We start from the raw sequence: 17,919 nt of genomic DNA, 5'->3' as shown, positions 1-17,919 counted from the left end.
CGTTGTCAGTCGGATTGCCAGCGCAACTCGGCGGACAGCCCGCCGAGCTTCGAGCGACCGAGGCGAAACTCGCCCTCGGTCGCCTCGGCGAGATCGCGGACGATCGCGAGCCCAAAGCCGTGGCCGCCGCCCGTTTCGTCGATCCGTACGCCGCGTTCCATCGCGCGCGTTATTGCCGCATCTTCCATTCCGGGACCGTCATCTTCGACCCGGAGCACGATGGCGCCGTCCTCCAGATCACCCGAGACGGCAACGTGCCGCCGCGCATGACGCGACGCATTTTCGATCAACGCGCCCAGCATTTCGGCGAGATCGGAGCTGTCAACCGCCAGTCGCAGATTGGAAGCAAGATCGGCCGAAAAGGCGATCTGCTCACCCTTCTCGGTCCGCTCGATCACCGAAATCAAGCCGTCGGCGACCTCGCTCGGGTTCGACTCGCCGCCGCTCCCGCGGGCGGCGGCGGCGCGCGAACGGGCGAGTTCGGCCTCGAGCGCGGCGCCGACCGCCGTAACAGCGCGGTCTATGCCCTCGGCCGCGCTGGTCGCTCCTTCATCGCGAGCCCGGCGGCTCTGCGCCGCGACCACGGCCAAGGGGGTCTTCAGGCTGTGGGCAAGATCGGCCGCGCGGCGGCGTGCACGGGCGAGATCGCTTTCGCGGGCAGCCGCCATCGCGTTGATCGCCTCGGTGAGCGGCAGAATTTCGGCGGGATGATTATCCGAAAGACGGGCAGCCGGGCTGCGCCGCAGCCGATCGAGCTCGCGCCGCAGCCGATCGAGCGGACGCAGGCCCAGGCTCACCTGGAAATAGGCGGCAAGCGACAGAACCACCCAGAGAAAAGCGAGAGAGAGCGCGAGTTCGGCATCGAATTCGCGAAGCGCGTCGCGCATTTCGCTGTCGTCGGCGGCAACGCGCACGATGACGTCGCGTGCGCGCCGGTCCGGTTGGATCCGCCTGCTTACCATCGTGAGCTGCTTGCCGAAAGGACCGGGAACCGTCGCGGTTGTCCAGTCATCGCCGCTGGCTGCCGCCTCGGGCAGGCTCTGGTCCCAGAGGGAGGGTGACTGCGCCGATCCGCCGGGACCGATAGCCTGCCAATAGGTTCCGCCGGCGATGGCCTGAAAAGCCGCATCGGAGGGCGCGGGATCGATCATCGGCTTGCCCGCGGCGTCGAGCGTCAGGCCCGCGACAACCCGTTCCGCGACACTGCGAAGCTGCGCGGCTTCGCGTGTTTCGATATGCTGGTGAATGAGCAGCGAAATACCGCCCCAGGCGAGCGCCAAGGCGAGGAATACCGCGATGGCAGCGCCCAGAAGGAGCCGCAGGCGGAGCGAGCTTCGCTTCACTCGATCTGCCCGGTAAGCAGATAGCCGAGCCCGCGCCGGGTTTCGATCGCGCGGCTACCAAGCTTGCGCCGGAGGCGGGTGACGATCGCCTCCACGGCATTTGTATCCTGCCCGTCGCTTGCCCCGTAAAGATGTTCGGCGATTTCGCCGGCGGAAACGACACGGTCCTGTTCATGCCCCAAGAAATTCAGGAGGCGGTATTCGAGCTGCGAGAGTTGCGTCTGCCGTCCGCCGATCGACGCCGTCATCCGGGCGGTATCGATCGCGAGTTCGCCGACCTTGAGCGTCGCAGTCGCATGACCCGCGGCGCGGCGGACAAGCGCGCGGGCCCGGGCGATCAGCTCGCCCACGGCAAATGGCTTCGCCATATAATCGTCGGCCCCGGCCTCGATGCCTTCGACCTTCTCCGTCCAGTCGCCGCGCGCCGTCAGGATGAGGACCGGCATGGTCCGTCCGGCGCTTCGCCAGCGCTTGAGAATGGTGAGTCCGTCGAGGCGGGGCAGGCCGAGATCGAGAATGACAAGGGCATAATCCTCGACATCCCCCTGAAACCAGGCATCCTCGCCGTTTCCGGATCGATCAACGACGAAGCCCGCGGCGGTCAGCGCGCGGGCAACGTCCTCAGCGAGATCGGGATCGTCCTCGACCAGCAATACCCGCATCAATCATCCTCGATCTTGATCAGGGCTCCGGTCCGAGCATTGATTTCGACTTCGCGAACGCGGCCCGAGGGGGTCAATATCTTCACCTCATATTTGATGAAGCCCGGCTCATTTTCGAGTTCGACCTTGACGACCTCGCCGCGCACCTTGGACTGGGCGATAGCCAGAACCCGGGGAAGCGGCAGGAGCTCGCCGCGCTGGACGGCGGTCCGGATGGCCTCCTGCTCGGCGCGTTTGCGTTCGGCCTTGCTCGCCTTCGCGACATTGGTCTCGAAACTATGGACAATCGCCGGGCCGGCCGCGAAGCCAATTCCTAAGCTGACGGTCGCGGCAAGCGCGATGGCGGAAATTTTACGCATGGGGATGGTCCTTATCCATTGATGGAGCCAATTTACGAGTCCCTTGCTGATGCGAAGCTGACAATTTTCCTGTTCCGGCGTCCCCGCTGTCCTGTGACAGCATGGTGACAGGCAGCCATTGCAGGTTGAAAGCAAAGGATCGACCAGAGGGAGGCCGCCTGGCGGTTCGTCGAAAAGGCGTGCTTGAAGGCGCGCCCGCGCCGATACGGAAGAAAGGGAGAGGGAAGCGATGCGAGGACCGATTCAATGGATGGCAACGGGGGCGATGTTGCTGCTGCCGCTGAGCGCCGGCGCGCAGATCGATGCGCCCGCCATCCCCGAGCCGGCCGCCGAATGCGAAGCGCGCGTCGGATATGATCGCGACCGCGAGATGACGGGCTATATTCTCCCGACCGCGGCCGGTCCGCGCACCTGCATTCCCTTTTCGACCGTCAAGGCGAAGCCGCCCGCGAACTATGTGGGTGATTTCTATGTCGACGAGTTCAGCGACGAGCGGCTGCGGGCGAAATGGGCCGATTGCAAGCTCGAAGAGAAATGCCGCGAGCGGGTGGGCAAGCAAATCCAGGCACGGCGCCCGCCCAACAAGGAATATCGCAACACCAATCCCGAACAAATCCGGCTCCTCGGGAAATTGCCGCAGGACGAAGTCGGCGATATCGACCTCGGCCGGGTGCGCCGGCCGGCATTCTTTGCCGCGGCGCCCTGGAACGAGGCATTTGCCGCGCTCGACGGACAGGCCTACACGGTCGAGTTCAAGGCGCCGCGCGATCCGCACGAACGGATCCACCACAAGATGGAGGGCGATGTCAGGATTCGCGGCTGGTATGTGCGCGGTTCCGGCGTCGACGACGGGAAGGGGGGCAAGCGCCGCGCGCTGATCGTGATGACCCCGGGCGGCGGCGGCCGCATCGCGGCGATCACGCATCCCGACGACCGGCTCTACCGCATCAAGGAAGACGGCGAGACGAAGATCAACAGCTTTCCGAGCGAGCGAAGCGGCGGCACCGGCCAGCAGATGTGGCGTGAGCTTGCGCGGACCTTCCAGGTCGCGGGCTTCGACGTGCTGCTCTACGACCGGCGCGGCGTCGGCATCTCGACGGGCTATGTCGATACCAACACGCTGCAGCAGGGCCGCGACATATTGGCGATGGTCGCGAGCCTTCGCAGCGGCGAAGGCCTTCGCATCCTGTCGCCCGCCGGCCGCGAGCAGCGCGGCAGCGCTGCCGCATCGACGCTGCGCGGTTCGGCAGCTGCGCTCCCGGTCCTCCTGTTCGGCAATTCGCGCGGTACCATGGCGAGCGGCTGGGCGATGACGATGAACTTCGACAAGAATTGCACCTATGACCTTCCCGAGATCCGGTGCAGCGCCGCGGTTGGCGACAGGAACATCAAGGGTGCGCTCCTGATGGCCGAATTCACGAGCGGTCCCGGCTTCGTGATGGATAGGCCGAGCGAAGAGGATGAGGAGCGGGGACTGGGACGCGACCGACCGATGTTCATCGGCGGCAATGCGGTCGAGAATAATCTCGTCTTCTTTCCGAGCTCGGCAATCCTGGGGGGCGTCGACAAATGGCCTGCGGCGTTCTTCGCGCGCGGCTTGTGGGATTATGCGGCGTCGCTCCAGGGCACCGTCGAAAGTTATCGGCGGGTCGATGGGCCGAAGGAACTGGTCGTCGTGCGTGCGCCGCATCCGTATGAAGTCTGGCCCGAGGTCGAACAGAATCGGGTTCGCGAGCGCATGGTCGCCTTCGCGACAGGCGTCATCCGCGGCGAGAAGAGCATCGCGGGCGGACGGCCCTGGACCGACATGAAGGAACTGGTCGCAACCAGCTCGGATGTCTGGGAGCCCTCGACCAAGCCGACGGTTCTTCCCTGAGTGACGAGCAGCTCCCGGGCCGAGGCCCGGGAGCTCCAGTCTTATTCGGCGGGCTTATAAGCGAGGACCGCGAAGCTGTCGGGATGGAAGATCGGGGCCGGAGTGGCATCGCCCGTAGACGCGCCGAAGGTGGCGTCGGCGGTGACCGTGAAGATGCGGCCATCGCCCTCGTCGATCGCCATAACGCGAGCCTGCGGGCGGGTCTGGACATTGCCGAGCAGGCGGTAATTGTCGGGGCCGTCCTGCTGAATCACCGTCAGGCTTGCGTCTCCTCCGTTCGTCGTAACGATCCGGTGGCGCCTTTCGTCGATCCCCATGCCGTCGATACCCTTCCCGATGGGAAGGCGAGCGATCTCCGCGCCCGTGTCGGGATGAATGACCAGAAACACAGGCTTGTCGCCGCGGCAACCGACCATGATGCGGTCGCTGGGTGCATGATATTCGACCGCAACGACCTGATCGCAGCCGATATCCCAGCGTGCCTTTTCCGCAAGCGTCGCGGAATCGAGTTTCAGGAGAAGCTTGTCGTAGCGCGCCGGCGCGAAGAGATGGCCTTTCCCGTCGGGTGACGGGTCGTCCATCTTGCGGAACGGGAAGGCCTTGCTGTCGAGCGACTTCCCGGTCGCCGCGTCGATCACATACCAGGCCGACTCCGCCGTGCGCGCGCCGACCACGGCGAAGACATGCCTGGATTTCGGATCGTAGACGACACCGTTAAGTCCCCCGTCGCTCGCGAGTTGTCTGCGTTCGATCACCTTCAACGACTTCAGCTCGAAGATGAGCAGCGATCCGTCGGTCATCGCGACATAACCCCGGTCGAACTGGGGAAGGAGCAACGGGCCGTTCGCGCCGACCGAATTCTCGACCTGACCGATGAGCTTGTTTTCCCGCACGTCGTAGACGCTGAGTCCATCCTTCCGGCGCGCGATGAAGAGGCGCGGCGTTCCGGGCTCGAGCTTGATATAGTCCCAATCGGTATCGCTGCTGGCGAGCGTCCTGGCCGCGTCGAGCGTGTAAAGCGGGTCGGCGGCACCGGCGGCGGGCACCATCGCCAGCGCGGCAATCGCGGCCATTGTAAATCTTGAACCTCGCATCTCTCTCATCTCCTTGCTGTGGCAGGTAGGAGCGCGCGCATAGCGCCGACAGCCTTTCACCCGACTGTCAGCGCCCGAGCGCCCTTTCACACCGCGACAGCCCGATGACAGGTGAGAGGCATAGCCTCGTGGCAGAGACGGCATGGCGCGGAACGACCATTTGCCGAAAATGGGGGAACAATGCTGACGATCCTGGCCTTCCTGATGGTCGCGACCTTCATGACCCTGATCATGACGAAGCGTCTCTCGGCCTTGCTTGCGCTGATCCTGATCCCGACATTATTTGCGGTGATCGCCGGTTTCACTGCGGGACTGGGCGACATGATGTTCGAAGGCGTGCGCGAACTCGCACCGACGGGCGTTATGCTGCTGTTCGCGATCCTCTATTTCGGACTGATGATCGACGCGGGCCTGTTCGACCCGCTGGTGAAGGCAATCGTCAAGCTCGTCCACGGCGACCCGCTTCGCATCTGCATCGGGACCGCCGTCATGACCTTGATCGTCGCGCTCGATGGCGACGGCACCACGACCTACATGATCACGGTTTCGGCCTTGCTACCCCTCTACCGCCACATGAAGATGGATATTCGCATCATGGCGTGTCTCGTCATGATGTCGGTGGCGGTGATGAACATCGTTCCGTGGGGCGGTCCAACGACGCGGGCCGCGCTCGCGCTCGGCGTCGACGCGCGCGAACTGTTTGTGTCGCTCATTCCAGCGATGGCGGTAACGGCAGTCTGGGTACTCGTCGTTGCGTGGATGTTCGGGATGCGCGAACGCCAGCGGTTGGCCGCTCTCCCCGAAGATGCGGTCGATGAAGATGCGACCGGCGACGAGGTGATCCGCGAACAGATGGATGGCGAGGACCACCGCCGGCCGAAGCTCTTCTGGCTCAATCTCGCCTTGACCCTGGCGCTTCTCGGGCTCCTCATGGCGGGGTCTATCCCGCTCGTCATTCTTTTCATGGGTGCGTTCGCAGTTGCCGCGGCGGTCAATTATCCCAATCTGCAGCTCCAGAAAGAGCGGATCTCGGCGCACGCGGGTAATGCGATGGCAACAGTCAGCCTCGTGTTCGCAGCGGGCATCTTCACCGGCATCCTGTCGGGGACCAAGATGGTCGACGCGATGGCGGGCTCGGTGATCGCAATCATCCCGCCCGAGCTTGGACCTTATATGGCGCCGATCACCGCGCTGCTTTCCATGCCGTTCACTTTCCTCATCTCGAACGACGCCTTCTATTTCGGGATGTTGCCGATATTGGCCAAGACCGCCGCGGAATATGGGCTGACGCCGATGGAAATCGCGCGCGCGTCGCTCGTCGGGCAGCAAATTCACCTGCTGAGCCCGCTTGTCGCCTCGACCTATTTGCTGGTCGGCATGTCCGGCCTCGAGCTCGGCGAGCACCAGAAGTTCATGTTCCGCTGGGCCGTGATCGCCTGTCTCGTCTTCCTCGGGACCTGTCTTGCACTCGGACTCTTCCCGCTACGCACGGGTTAGGAATTCCAGCGGACGGGCTCGGCCCGGAAAAGGGCGGCCCCCGCATCGTGACAGGAGGATGACAGGTAGACTGCATAGGTTTGCAGGATCGTATCAGCCCGAGTGAAAGACTGCGGAAGAAATCCGCGACGATCGGGCGAAAGGGGAAGGGGTTATCGTGCGTATGCTGAGTTCGATCCATAATTTTACTCGCAGCCTGGTTGCGGCCATTGCCATGCTGCTGCTCGCGGCACCTGTCGTTGCATCGGCGCAGGCAGAACTCGCCGAGGGGCCGCGCACGTTGATCATCAACTATCGCGCAGATGCCGCAGACCGGACGGCTTTCCGGCAGCATATGGCTGGGCCGTTCGCCAAGAAGCTCGCATCCCTCCGCGCTGCAGGCGGCCTCTCCTCTTATGAGGTCTATTATTCCTGGTACCGTCAGCCGGGCGTGTGGGACGCGATGGCAGTCCTTCATTTCCCGGACTATGCAGCCGTTCGCAAATGGCAGGCGGTCGAACGCGCGAGCCCGGGCGGCCTCGATGCAGCGGGCCTCGCGCTGGGCGCGCCCGTGGCAACCTTTTCGGCCGATCTTTCTTGGGAGAAGAGCGTCGACGATCTCGATGTCGGCGAAGTCTATTACGTAATCCCCTATTCCTATCGCGAAGCGGCGGAATATCGGGAGTATGTTGCGGGCTATGTCTTGCCACAATTCGACGGCTGGATCCGCGAGGGCGCCCTGTCGGGCTATCAGCTCTACATGAACCGCTATTCGGTCGGTGCGCCCTGGGATTCGCTTTTCATCCAGCGCTACCGCGATTTCGACGCCTTCGGGAAGCGTCAGTCGGTGCTCGACAAGGTCCGCGTCGGACTGCGCGAAAAACCCGAATGGATGGCCTGGCACAAGCGCAAGGCCGACATCCGCAGCGAGACCGAAAACAGCATCGCGGAACTGATCGCGCACTGAGCCGGCGCCGGCGCGGTGCAAATGACGGATTATGATCGGGAGGGCGGAAACAGGGGCTGAGCAAGGCCCGTCCGCACTTCATCTTCGAATAATATCATTATCGGGACTAGTGGAGGGAATTTATCATGGCAGGTTCAAAAAGATCGGTTTTACTGGCAAGCGCGATGGTCGGCTCGGCATTGCTGCCGTCGCTGGCCGCCGCACAGGAAGGGGAGCGCGACGGACCCATTCTTGAGGAAATCGTTGTTACCGCCGACCGCAAGGGTACCGAAACGGTGCAGGTCGGCAGCTTTCGCGGCGCGAAGATCATCGACACGCCGCTCACCGTCAGTGTCATTTCGGAAGAATTGCTCCAGTCGCAGCAAGCCGCGGGGCTTTTGGACGCGCTGCGCAACACGCCAGGCGTGACCAACTCGCAGACCAACACGACGGTGTACAACAATCTTGCGATCCGCGGCATCCCTGTCGAAAACCGCGGCAACTACCGCCTCAACGGCTCGCTTCCGATCGTCAACCTCGTCGACCTGCCGCTCGAGAACAAGGTTCGCGTCGAAGCGTTGAAGGGCGCGTCGGCGCTTTACTACGGCTTCACGCCGCCGTCGGGTATCATCAACCTCATTACCAAGCGTCCTACCGACGATCCGGTCTTCTACGCAGCCCTCAACGCCAATGACCATGGCCAGACGCAGGGGCATATCGACGCCGGGGCGACCTTCGGTATCTTCGGGGTGCGCGGCAACTTCGTCTACGGCAACGTGGATTCGGGCATCGAGCGCACATCGGGTGAGCGGAGCTTCATCTCGGGCGCTTTCCAGCTGAAGCCGACCGATACGCTGACCTTCAATGTCGATGTCGAGCAGATCAACAAGCGCGTGACCGAGCCGACGATCATCCAGGGGCCGACGAGGCGGGCAGATTTGCTGACCGTCATCCCGCGCGCGCCGAAGGGGTCGACGAATCCCGGCAGCGAGGGGTTCATGAACCGGGCTGCCGAAACCAACGTTCTCGCACGCGCGGCATGGCATATCTCGCCACAATGGGAAGCGATCGTCGAAGGCGGCATTTCCTATGCCGAACGCGACCGCCGCTTTTCGCGTCTCGAGAACTTCAATCCGGTTACGGGAACGGGAACGCTCAATGCCGGCGCCGCCGACGGGCAGCTCTATCGCAACCGTAATTTTCGCGGCGAGGTCGCGGGCACTTTCGAGACCGGCCCGGTGGTACACGAGCTTCTGATCGGTGCCTCGAAGAATGTCCGGCGGCAATATTCGACCGCGACGACGACCTTTGCTCAAGCAGCCGGTGGCGCGAACGATATCCGGCGGCAGAATTGCGTCGCACTAGGTTTGGCGAGCGACTGCGTGCAGAACCTCTACGACCCGATCCCGCTCCGCGACCTGAGCTTCAGCGGCGCAACGCCCTATAATGCCACGCGCGACACGAAGATTCACGACACCGGATATTATATCTTCGATCGCGCGCGCTTCGGCGGCGCCAACCAGGATCTGATCAGCGTCCTCATCGGCGCGCGCAAGTCGGATTACAAGGAAACCGCGGCGAACCCCGCCGGCGGCGATACGACGACCTTCTCCGACAAGCCCTTCTCGATTTCGGGCGGCCTCGTCGTGAAGCCGATGGAATGGTTCAGCGTATACGGAACCTACATCGAGGGTCTGGAAAGCACGCCGGGTGCGCCGGCGAGCGCGAACAATGCGGGCGAGATCCTGCCCGCGAGCGCGTCGAAGCAATATGAAGGCGGCATCAAGATCCAGCCGAACAGCAATCTGCTGTTCACCGCCGCCTATTTCGATATCAGCCGTGCCAATGCCTATATCAACGCGGCGAACGATTATGTGAAGGACGGCAAGGCGAGCTACAAGGGGCTCGAACTGAGCGCGACGGGCAATGTCACGCGCGATCTCTCGATCTACGCCTCGGCCTTGTTCCTGAAGGCGAAGCAGGGCGCGACCGCCGATCCGGTGCTGATCGGCAAGGATATCGAGAATACGGCCAAGACGACCTGGTCGGTGTTCGGCGAGTATGAATTCTCGCAGTTGCTGCCCGGGCTGGCGCTCAATGCCGGCGTCTATCATGTCGGCAAGCGCGCGATCAATCCGGAGAACAGCGCCTATCTGCCGGCCTACACGCTGCTCAATGTCGGCGGCTCCTACACCGCCGAAATCGCCGGCTCCGAAGTGACGTTCCGCGTGACCGGCGAAAATGTCACCGGCAAGCGCTATTGGGCGGCCTCGGGTGGCAACTATCTTGCCTGGGGCGCCCCGCCGACCGTCAAATTCTCGGTCGCCGTGAGCCTCTTCTAACGCGCCTCCGGGGACGGCGCGTCAGCGGCGAGCCGTCCCCATTCCTTGGCCCTTGGGCAATGGCCACCGCTGCATGCGGTGGCCATTTTCTGTGAAATTTGCCGGCGCTTCTATTGCGCCGGGGCCGGGGCCGGGGCGCCCATGAAGCGCTCGAGCCAGGCGAAGATCCGGGCCATCGCATCGTCGCGCTCGGGCTGATCGCCGTGCATGAAGACGTGGCCGCCTGGCGCATTGTCGTAGATTTTTGCTTCGTGCACCTTGTCGCGCGCCTTCAGCGCGTCGAGGAGGCGCCCGGTGTGGAGCGTGAGGGGCGCGATCTTGTCGCCTGTCGTGGCAAGTACGAGGAGCGGCGTCTCGATCTTGTCGACCGCGTTGATCGGCGAAATCGCCATATAGGCGGCGAGATTCTCGTTGGGCAATTTGCCACCGAGGCTCGGGCTCTGGCGTGCGACTTCCTGCCGGCGATATTCGGGCTTGTAGCCCATATAGGCGACGAAATCCGTCAGTCCGACAATGTCGACCGCGGCCTTGAATCTTTTCGCCTCCTGTTCGATCGCGAGCAGCGTCACCATGCCGCCGCGGCTTTCGCCGATGATCGCGAGCCGTTCGGGATCGACGTCGGGGCGGCGCGAGAGATAAGCGGCGGCGGCGAGCACGTCGGCCGTGTCGGTGACGCCATAGTCGTTCTGGTAATGATTTTCCCCGTAGCCGCGGCTGCCGCGATATTCGGGGAAAATGACAAGATAGCCCTTCTCGGCGAGTTCGACGACCATGCGGAACCAGTGCGAATTGAGCCGTTCGTGGAATCCGCCATGAACGAGGACGATCGCGGGTTTGCGGCCGGCCGGAATATGGCCGGCACCATCTTTCGCGCGGAACACATACCCCGGGATCAGGTCGCTTCCCGAGGGATAGTCGATGAAGTCCATTTCGACGCGGTTGCCGTAGCGCAGCATGAATTCGATGCGCACCGACTGCTGCTGAGCGGCGAACAGCTCGTGCTGGATGATCTCGAGCTTTGTCTCGGCGTCGCGCGCATCGAGGTTGATATGGGTGCTGAGATCGCCCTCGCGTGGCGCTTCTTTTTTGGGCGCCGCCGTGGCGGGCGCCACAGAGACGAGCATCAACAGGGCGGCCGGTGCCGCAGCCATGCGCAAATATCTTTTTGCCCGCATCATTTCTCTCCCCTTGGTCTGTTATCAGACCTATTCCCCGGTGACGCCTCGCACCTAGTTTTTCATGCCGGGCGCATGCTGTCACGATCCTGTCGTCGCGCCAGCATCGACTTTGCTCCGCGCCGTACCTGTGACAGCGTGGTGAAAGGCGCGGACCGCACGATGACGGCGGGTCGGCAAATGGGAGTGACGCCGTGAAAGACATGAATGTAACGCGGCGGCGGGCCGGACAGCTCGTTATGGGCGCCAGCGCCTTTGTGATGCTCGGCGGCTGCGTCGAACGCCTCGGTCGCGTCACGGCGGCACCGCCCGGCGTCGGTCCGGTCCAGCGCGATATGTACAAGGACGGCCTGCTGCGCAGCACGCCCGAGGCGCAGGGCGTATCCTCCGAACAGATTTTGGCGTTCCTTGCCGATGTCGAAGGCGCGGGGCTCGAACTCCATTCCTTCATGCTGATGCGCAATCGCCACGTTGTCGCAGAAGGCTGGTGGTGGCCCTATTCGCCCGGGCGTATCCACATCACCCATTCGTTGACCAAGAGCGTGACCGCGGTCGCTGCGGGGCTCGCGATCGACGAGGGGCGCTTCGGCTTCGACGACAAGGTCGTCTCCTTCTTCCCCGAATATGTGCCCGCCGACGCGAGCGAGAATATGCGCGCGATGACGGTGCGCAACCTGCTGACGATGCAGTGCGGTCATGACAAGGAGACCTCGGGTTCCGCATGGCGGCCGATCGACACGCCTTGGGCGGCCGAATTCTTCAAGATCCCCGTCGTGCATCAGCCAGGCGGGCATTTCCAGTACACCAGCGCAGCGAGCTTCATGCTCTCGGCGATCGTCGGCAAGACGACGGGCGAGGCGATGGCCGATTATCTGAAACCGCGCTTTTTCGAACCGATGGGGATCGACCGCTGGCATTGGGACACGAGCCCCGGCGGGGTCAGCCCTGGCGGTAACGGACTGACGTGGAACACCGCGGCGTCGATCAAGCTCGGTGCGGTGCACGCGAGCGGCGGGACATGGAATGGCCACCGCATCCTCTCCGAAAAATGGGTGCGCGAAGCGACGACCGAGCAGGCGCCGGGCGACGACGACGGCGCCTATGGCTACCAATGGTGGATGGGGCCGGGAAAGGCCTATCTCGCGCTCGGGCTGTTCAGCCAGATGTCGATTGTCTTTCCCGAGCACAATGCCGTGCTGGCGCTGTTTTCGGCGATCGACGGCAGCAAGAAGATCAAGCCCCTTATATGGAAGCATTTTCCGGCAGCGTTCGTCGCCGACAAGCTGCCCGCCGATCCCGAGGCGGTGGTGTTGCAGCGCAAGACCGCCGGTCTGCGGCTGTTGCCGCCGCTGAAGCCGAGCCATGTTGCGCCGCCGGCGGGTGTCAACGGCAAGCGGCTGAGGGTCGAGGCGAACGACCAGGGGGTCGAATGGCTGTCGTTCGATTTCGCGGGCGACCGCTGTACCTACCGGATGTTCGACGCGCATGGCGAGCATGTCGTCACAGCGGGTTTTGCCGACTATCTGGAACAGGACACCAGTATGACCGGCAACCGGCTGCACCATGAATATCGTCCGCCGAGCCAGCGCGTCGTCGCGGGCGCGCGCTGGACCGCGCCGGACACGCTCGAAATGACTTGGCAGTTCGTCGAAACGGCGTTCCGCGACACGCTGGTCTGCACCTTCGCGGCCGATGGCGTTGCGGTCGATCGCAGCGTCAACGTGAACTCGAAGGAGACCCGCCTCCCCGTTCTGACCGGCCGGATCGCCTGATTGCGCCATTCGATGGTGCTGACCTGACACCAGCACCCGATATCCTTCCCCCCGGCGCGGCAAGCGTCGGGGGTTTTTCGTTGGATTCATCTCTGAAATTGCTTGGCAAAAAGACTTGTCGCTGCGTGACAGCAGCATGACAGGCATCGCCTTTTAGCCAGAGCATGAAACAAGGTGCACGACGAAGCAGGCACCTGTAATCGAGACGGGGATGATGCTGACACTTCTGGCATTTTTGATGGTCGCGACCTTCATGACGTTGATCATGACGAAGCGGCTGTCGGCGCTGATCGCGCTGATCGTCGTGCCGACGATCTTTGCCCTGATCGCGGGCTTCGGCGCGGGGCTGGGCGAGATGATGCTGGCGGGGGTCCGCGACCTCGCACCGACCGGCGTGATGCTGCTCTTCGCGATCCTCTATTTCGGCCTGATGATCGACGTCGGGCTGTTCGACCCGCTCGTGAAGACGATCGTCCGCATCGTTCATGGCGACCCGATGCGCATCTGTATCGGCACCGCGGTGATGACGCTAATCGTCGCGCTCGATGGCGACGGCACCACGACCTATATGATCACCGTATCGGCGCTGCTTCCGCTCTATCGTCACATGAAGATGGACGTGCGGATCATGGCGTGCCTGATCATGATGTCGGTCGCGGTGATGAACGTCGTGCCATGGGGCGGCCCGACGACGCGCGCCGCGCTCGCGCTCGGCGTCGATCCGCGCGAGCTCTTCGTGTCGTTGATCCCCGCCATGATTACGACTGCGATCTGGGTGCTGTTCGTCGCGTGGATATTCGGGCGCCGCGAACGCAAGCGCCTCGCTGCACTGCCCGCCGACGCGGTCGATGAAGACGCGACGGGCGAGGAAGTGATCCGCGAGCAGATGGATGGCGAGGAGCACCGCCGGCCAGGGCTATTCTGGTTCAATCTCGCGCTGACGCTTGGGCTGCTCGGTCTGCTGATCGGCGGCTCGATCCCGCTCGTCATCCTGTTCATGGGCGCCTTTGCGATTGCCGCAGCGGTGAATTACCCCAATCTCCAGCAGCAGAAGGACCGCATTGCCGCGCACGCGGGCAATGCGATGGCGACGGTCAGCCTGGTGTTCGCGGCGGGCATCTTTACCGGCATATTGTCGGGGACGAAGATGGTCGACGCGATGGCGGGGTCGGTGGTCGCGGTCATTCCAGACGCGCTCGGTCCCTATATGGCGCCGATCACCGCGCTGCTGTCGATGCCCTTCACCTTCCTGATATCGAACGACGCCTTCTATTTCGGGATGCTGCCCGTGCTTGCCGGGACCGGCGCCGAATATGGCGTGACGCCGATGGAAATGGCGCGCGCGTCACTCGTCGGGCAGCAGATCCACCTGCTCAGCCCGCTCGTCGCCTCGACCTATCTGCTCGTCGGCATGTCGGGCATCGAGCTTGGCGATCATCAGAAATATATCTTCCGCTGGGCGGTCGGCGCGTGTTTCGTCTTCATGGCGACATGCCTGCTGACCGGAACCTTCCCGCTCCACGCTGGATGACGCGGCGGACGCTATTTTCGGGGGGTGCCGACCGCGGCGTGCCACTGATTCATGATGCGGCGGCGTTTCATCTGGTCGAGGTTGGCAATCAGCGCCGGTCCGATGCGCAAGGTACGCGCCGCGCTGGCGGGCGCACGGGCGCCGGCCCGGGCGCGGACGTCGGCGCGCACGGGGGTCATGTAACGATAGGAAAGCTGTGCCTGCCCCTCGCGCGACAGCATGAAATCGAGGAACAGCTTCGCGGCATTGGGATGTCGCGCCTGATCGGGGATGATCGCGATCCGCGACATGATCAGCGTATAGTCGCTCGGCATGACGACGCCGATGTTCGCATCGTGCGACTGGCGTTCGAGCGCATAGGAACCGATCATGTTATAGACGAAGGCCAGCCGGCCGTCGCCGAGCCGTGTCAGCATTTCGGAGCTGGTCGGAAAGGTCGTGACCCGCGTTCGCCCGAGCGCCGCCATCAGCGGAATGGTGTCGCGGCTGACCTGCAAATCCTGGCTCAGGAAAAGATAGCCGGCGCTCGACCGCGCGGGGTCGAAGGTCGCGATGCGGCCGCGATAGAAACGCGCCTTGGCGTGCAACAGGCGTGTCAGCTCGGCGTGGGTTCGCGGCACGTCGGCGGCGGGAACCAGTTTGCGATTATAGGCGAAGACGACGGGTTCGGCGGTCGTGCCCCATGCCTCGTTCTTCCACACGGCCCAGGGCGGCAGGTACGGCTTTTCGGGCGAGGCATAGGCCTGCGCATAGCCGTCGTTGACGAGCTTGGTCTGCAAATCCATCGCGGCGCTCCACAGCAGGTCGGCACCGGGGCGCTTCGCGCGCGCTTCGGCGATGACGCGGTTATGCAGTGTCGCCGTCGTGATTTCGCGGTAATCGACCCGCACGAAAGGATAGCGCTTTTCGAACGCGGCGATCAGCCCCGCCGCCTCTCGCCGATCGGTGGTCGAATAGATTACGAGCGTGCGTTCGGCGCGCGCGGCATCCATGATCACGCGATAGGAGCGGGGATAGCCCTTCGGCGGGTCGCTGAGCGGCTTCGCGGCAGAGGTAAGCAGCGACGGGCCCATAAATGCCAGCAGCAGCGTGGCCGCAAACTTCCTCCGCCCCGCAAAATGCGCCACCTGTCCTTCTCCCCGATTTCGCTTATGTTTATGGCCAAGGGAAACATGGTCAACCTGTCAACCGGCTGTCACGGATCGAAGCAATGGCGCGCATATTATTGATCGAAGACGATGCCGCGCTCTCGCGCGGGCTGGTTGCAGCGCTGACGGCGGAGGGCTATTCGGTCGACCCCGCGCCCGACGGCGCGTCGGCGTTGATGATGGCGTCGGACGAACCTTATGCGATTATCACGCTCGACATTGGCCTTCCCGACATGTCGGGGTTCGACGTGCTGAAGTCGCTCCGCGCCAGGGGATGTCATGCCCCCGTGCTGATCCTGACCGCGCGCGACGAGATCGACGACCGCGTGCGGGGGCTCGATCTGGGTGCCGACGATTATCTGCTGAAGCCTTTCGAACCGCGCGAGATGGCGGCGCGTATCCGCGCGCTGCTGCGGCGCCCGCAGGTCGATCCGGCACCGGTCATCCGCGTCGGCAAACTCGAATTCGACCGCTCGCACCATGTTGCGCGCGTAGACGGCCGCGACCTCGATCTTCGTCGCCGCGAATGGGTGGTGCTCGAACGGCTGCTCTCGCGCGTCGGACAGGTGGTGTCGAAAGACCGGCTGGCGTCCGAGGTCTTCGGCTATGACGAGCCCGTCGCGCCCAACGCGATCGAAGTCTATATAGCCCGGCTGCGCAGGAAACTCGAGCCGGACGGCCCGACGATCAGGACGCTGCGCGGCCTTGGCTATCTGATGGAAGAGAATTGAGTGCCGCCCCGGCGCGTCAGCTCGATCACACGCCGGATGATGGTGGGGATGGGCTTCCCCTTGGCGGCGCTGGCGGTTCTGCTCGGCGTCGGGGGGGCGGTAACGATCAACGAGGTCGTCGAGGGCGTCAATGATCGGCTGCTCGGGGCTTCGGCGCGCGCGATCGCGGAGACGCTGGCGCTCGAAAACGACGAGGTGACGCTCGATCTGCCGGCGTCGGCACTCGGGATGCTCGAAAACGAGGCGCGCGACAACGTCTATTACAGCGTGTGGGCGAACGGCGAATTGTTGACCGGCTATCCCGATCTTCCGCGGGTGAGCGAGCTGCCCGACGACGATGGCGAGATGGTCTATCAATATGCCTATTATCGCGATTATCGCATCCGCATCGCCGCGGTTGCGCGCAAGGTGCCGCGGATCAATCGGCCGGTTATCGTCGAAGTCGCCGAAACGCTCGAGGCGCGCCACGCCTTGCGCGACCGCATGCTCGTCGCGCTCGCCATGCTGGAGGTGTTGCTGATCGCGGTGTCGCTGGGGCTGTTGCCGCTCGCCGTGCGCTGGGGCCTGGCGCCGCTCAAGCGCGTTCTAAGCTCGATGGGAACGCGGCGCGAAGCCGATTTTACGCCGTTGTCGCTCGACTATGTGCCGGTCGAGCTACGAGGGCTCGTCGGCGCGTTCAACAGCCTGCTCGGACGCCTCGATGCCGCTATGCAGGGGATCAGGCGGTTCACTGCGGATGCGTCGCACCAGATGCGGACGCCGCTGTCGATCCTGCGCGCGCATGTCGCGGCACTGCGCTCCGCAAAGCTGCCCGCGGGTCCGGCGCAGCAGTCGGTGACCGACATCGAGGCCGCAACCGGGCGCCTCCAGCGTCTCCTGACCCAGCTTCTTGCGCTCGCGCGTGCCGAAGGGGCACGCGAAGGCGGCCCCGACCTGCGCGCGCGAGTCGACCTTGGCGAGATCACCCGCGCCGTGAGCGTAGAGCATGCGCCGCATGCCGTGAAGACTGGGATCGACCTGCATTTCGAGGCGCCCGAAGGGGAAGTCACCATCCTCTCCCAGGCCGATCTGGCGGGAGAACTGGTCGGCAATCTGATCGATAATGCGATCCGTTACAATCGCGACAAGGGCATCGTGACGGTGACGGTGCTGGGTGACGGCATCGTGATCATCGAGGACGAAGGTCCCGGTATCCCACCCGATGCGCGTGCGACCGCGTTCGAGCGGTTTGGACGGCTGGCGCCCGATCAGGGGCGTGAAGGCAGCGGGCTGGGGCTTGCGATCGTTCGGGCGCTCGCCGACAGCCTCGGCGCAAGGGTCGAACTCGCTGACCGTGGCGTCTTGCCCGGTCTTCGCGTCACCGTCCGTTTTCCGACCGTTTCGGCGGGTTCCGAGGCGCGATCGTAACCTTGCTGCAACGTGACAGCGCCGTGACAGGAAGCCCGCATAATTTCCCCCCATGAC

At 63.8% G+C, this 17,919-nt stretch carries 14 protein-coding genes; 8 read left to right on the top strand and 6 right to left on the bottom strand.

The window, feature by feature from the left end:
- Nucleotides 1-5: 5 nt before the first annotated feature.
- The 3 genes from JHC57_RS01275 to JHC57_RS01265 are packed head-to-tail and all read right to left on the bottom strand — an operon-like array spanning nt 6 to nt 2,364.
- The gene (locus JHC57_RS01275; RefSeq protein ID WP_294027969.1) at nt 6-1,343 is read right to left on the bottom strand and encodes a sensor histidine kinase; all 1,338 of its coding nucleotides are present in this window, start codon (nt 1,341-1,343) and stop codon (nt 6-8) included.
- Complete coding sequence (locus tag JHC57_RS01270) at nt 1,340-2,005, bottom strand: response regulator transcription factor (protein ID WP_294027967.1); 666 nt, start codon at nt 2,003-2,005, stop codon at nt 1,340-1,342. Before JHC57_RS01270 ends, JHC57_RS01275 begins: the two co-directional genes overlap by 4 nt.
- Nucleotides 2,005-2,364 carry a PepSY domain-containing protein gene (locus tag JHC57_RS01265; RefSeq protein ID WP_294027966.1) on the bottom strand — a complete coding sequence of 120 codons (360 nt, stop codon included), beginning with the start codon at nt 2,362-2,364 and terminating at the stop codon, nt 2,005-2,007. Before JHC57_RS01265 ends, JHC57_RS01270 begins: the two co-directional genes overlap by 1 nt.
- A gap of 229 nt (nt 2,365-2,593) precedes the next feature.
- Here JHC57_RS01265 and JHC57_RS01260 point away from each other — a divergent pair, with 229 nt between their 5' ends.
- Nucleotides 2,594-4,240, top strand: coding sequence for a hypothetical protein (locus JHC57_RS01260; RefSeq protein WP_294027965.1), 1,647 nt, complete (start codon nt 2,594-2,596; stop codon nt 4,238-4,240).
- Between the two features lie 41 nt (nt 4,241-4,281).
- Here the strand turns inward: JHC57_RS01260 and JHC57_RS01255 are convergent, their stop codons facing one another.
- Entirely contained in the window at nt 4,282-5,313 is a 1,032-nt protein-coding gene (locus JHC57_RS01255; protein WP_294027964.1) for a hypothetical protein, read from the bottom strand.
- 201 nt (nt 5,314-5,514) lie between these two features.
- Here JHC57_RS01255 and JHC57_RS01250 point away from each other — a divergent pair, with 201 nt between their 5' ends.
- From JHC57_RS01250 to JHC57_RS01240, 3 genes are all read left to right on the top strand, one after another.
- A complete protein-coding gene (locus JHC57_RS01250; RefSeq protein WP_294027962.1) occupies nt 5,515-6,831 on the top strand; it encodes a citrate:proton symporter in 1,317 nt (438 codons plus the stop codon).
- A 157-nt stretch (nt 6,832-6,988) separates the two neighbouring features.
- Entirely contained in the window at nt 6,989-7,777 is a 789-nt protein-coding gene (locus JHC57_RS01245) for a hypothetical protein (RefSeq protein WP_294027961.1), read from the top strand.
- A 125-nt stretch (nt 7,778-7,902) separates the two neighbouring features.
- Nucleotides 7,903-10,098: a TonB-dependent siderophore receptor gene (locus JHC57_RS01240; RefSeq protein ID WP_294027959.1), complete on the top strand. Its 2,196-nt coding sequence runs from the start codon at nt 7,903-7,905 to the stop codon at nt 10,096-10,098.
- Between the two features lie 110 nt (nt 10,099-10,208).
- On the opposite strand, the gene JHC57_RS01235 is transcribed toward JHC57_RS01240, so the two are convergent.
- Entirely contained in the window at nt 10,209-11,249 is a 1,041-nt protein-coding gene (locus JHC57_RS01235) for an alpha/beta fold hydrolase (protein WP_294027958.1), read from the bottom strand.
- A 227-nt stretch (nt 11,250-11,476) separates the two neighbouring features.
- Here JHC57_RS01235 and JHC57_RS01230 point away from each other — a divergent pair, with 227 nt between their 5' ends.
- Nucleotides 11,477-13,045 carry a serine hydrolase gene (locus JHC57_RS01230; RefSeq protein ID WP_294028051.1) on the top strand — a complete coding sequence of 523 codons (1,569 nt, stop codon included), beginning with the start codon at nt 11,477-11,479 and terminating at the stop codon, nt 13,043-13,045.
- Nucleotides 13,046-13,256: 211 nt separating this feature from the next.
- The gene (locus JHC57_RS01225) at nt 13,257-14,576 is read left to right on the top strand and encodes a CitMHS family transporter (RefSeq protein ID WP_294027956.1); all 1,320 of its coding nucleotides are present in this window, start codon (nt 13,257-13,259) and stop codon (nt 14,574-14,576) included.
- Nucleotides 14,577-14,587: 11 nt separating this feature from the next.
- Here the strand turns inward: JHC57_RS01225 and JHC57_RS01220 are convergent, their stop codons facing one another.
- Complete coding sequence (locus JHC57_RS01220; RefSeq protein WP_294027954.1) at nt 14,588-15,703, bottom strand: ABC transporter substrate-binding protein; 1,116 nt, start codon at nt 15,701-15,703, stop codon at nt 14,588-14,590.
- Between the two features lie 83 nt (nt 15,704-15,786).
- On the opposite strand from JHC57_RS01220, the gene JHC57_RS01215 reads away from it, so the two are divergent.
- Entirely contained in the window at nt 15,787-16,455 is a 669-nt protein-coding gene (locus JHC57_RS01215) for a response regulator transcription factor (protein WP_294027953.1), read from the top strand.
- A complete protein-coding gene (locus JHC57_RS01210) occupies nt 16,456-17,862 on the top strand; it encodes a sensor histidine kinase (RefSeq protein ID WP_294027951.1) in 1,407 nt (468 codons plus the stop codon).
- Nucleotides 17,863-17,919: the final 57 nt, after the last annotated feature.

Source organism: Sphingopyxis sp. (assembly GCF_016463645.1).
Taxonomy (GTDB): domain Bacteria; phylum Pseudomonadota; class Alphaproteobacteria; order Sphingomonadales; family Sphingomonadaceae; genus Sphingopyxis.
Note: the sequence above shows the minus strand (reverse complement) of the source record. Positions and strands in the feature narration are given on the sequence as shown.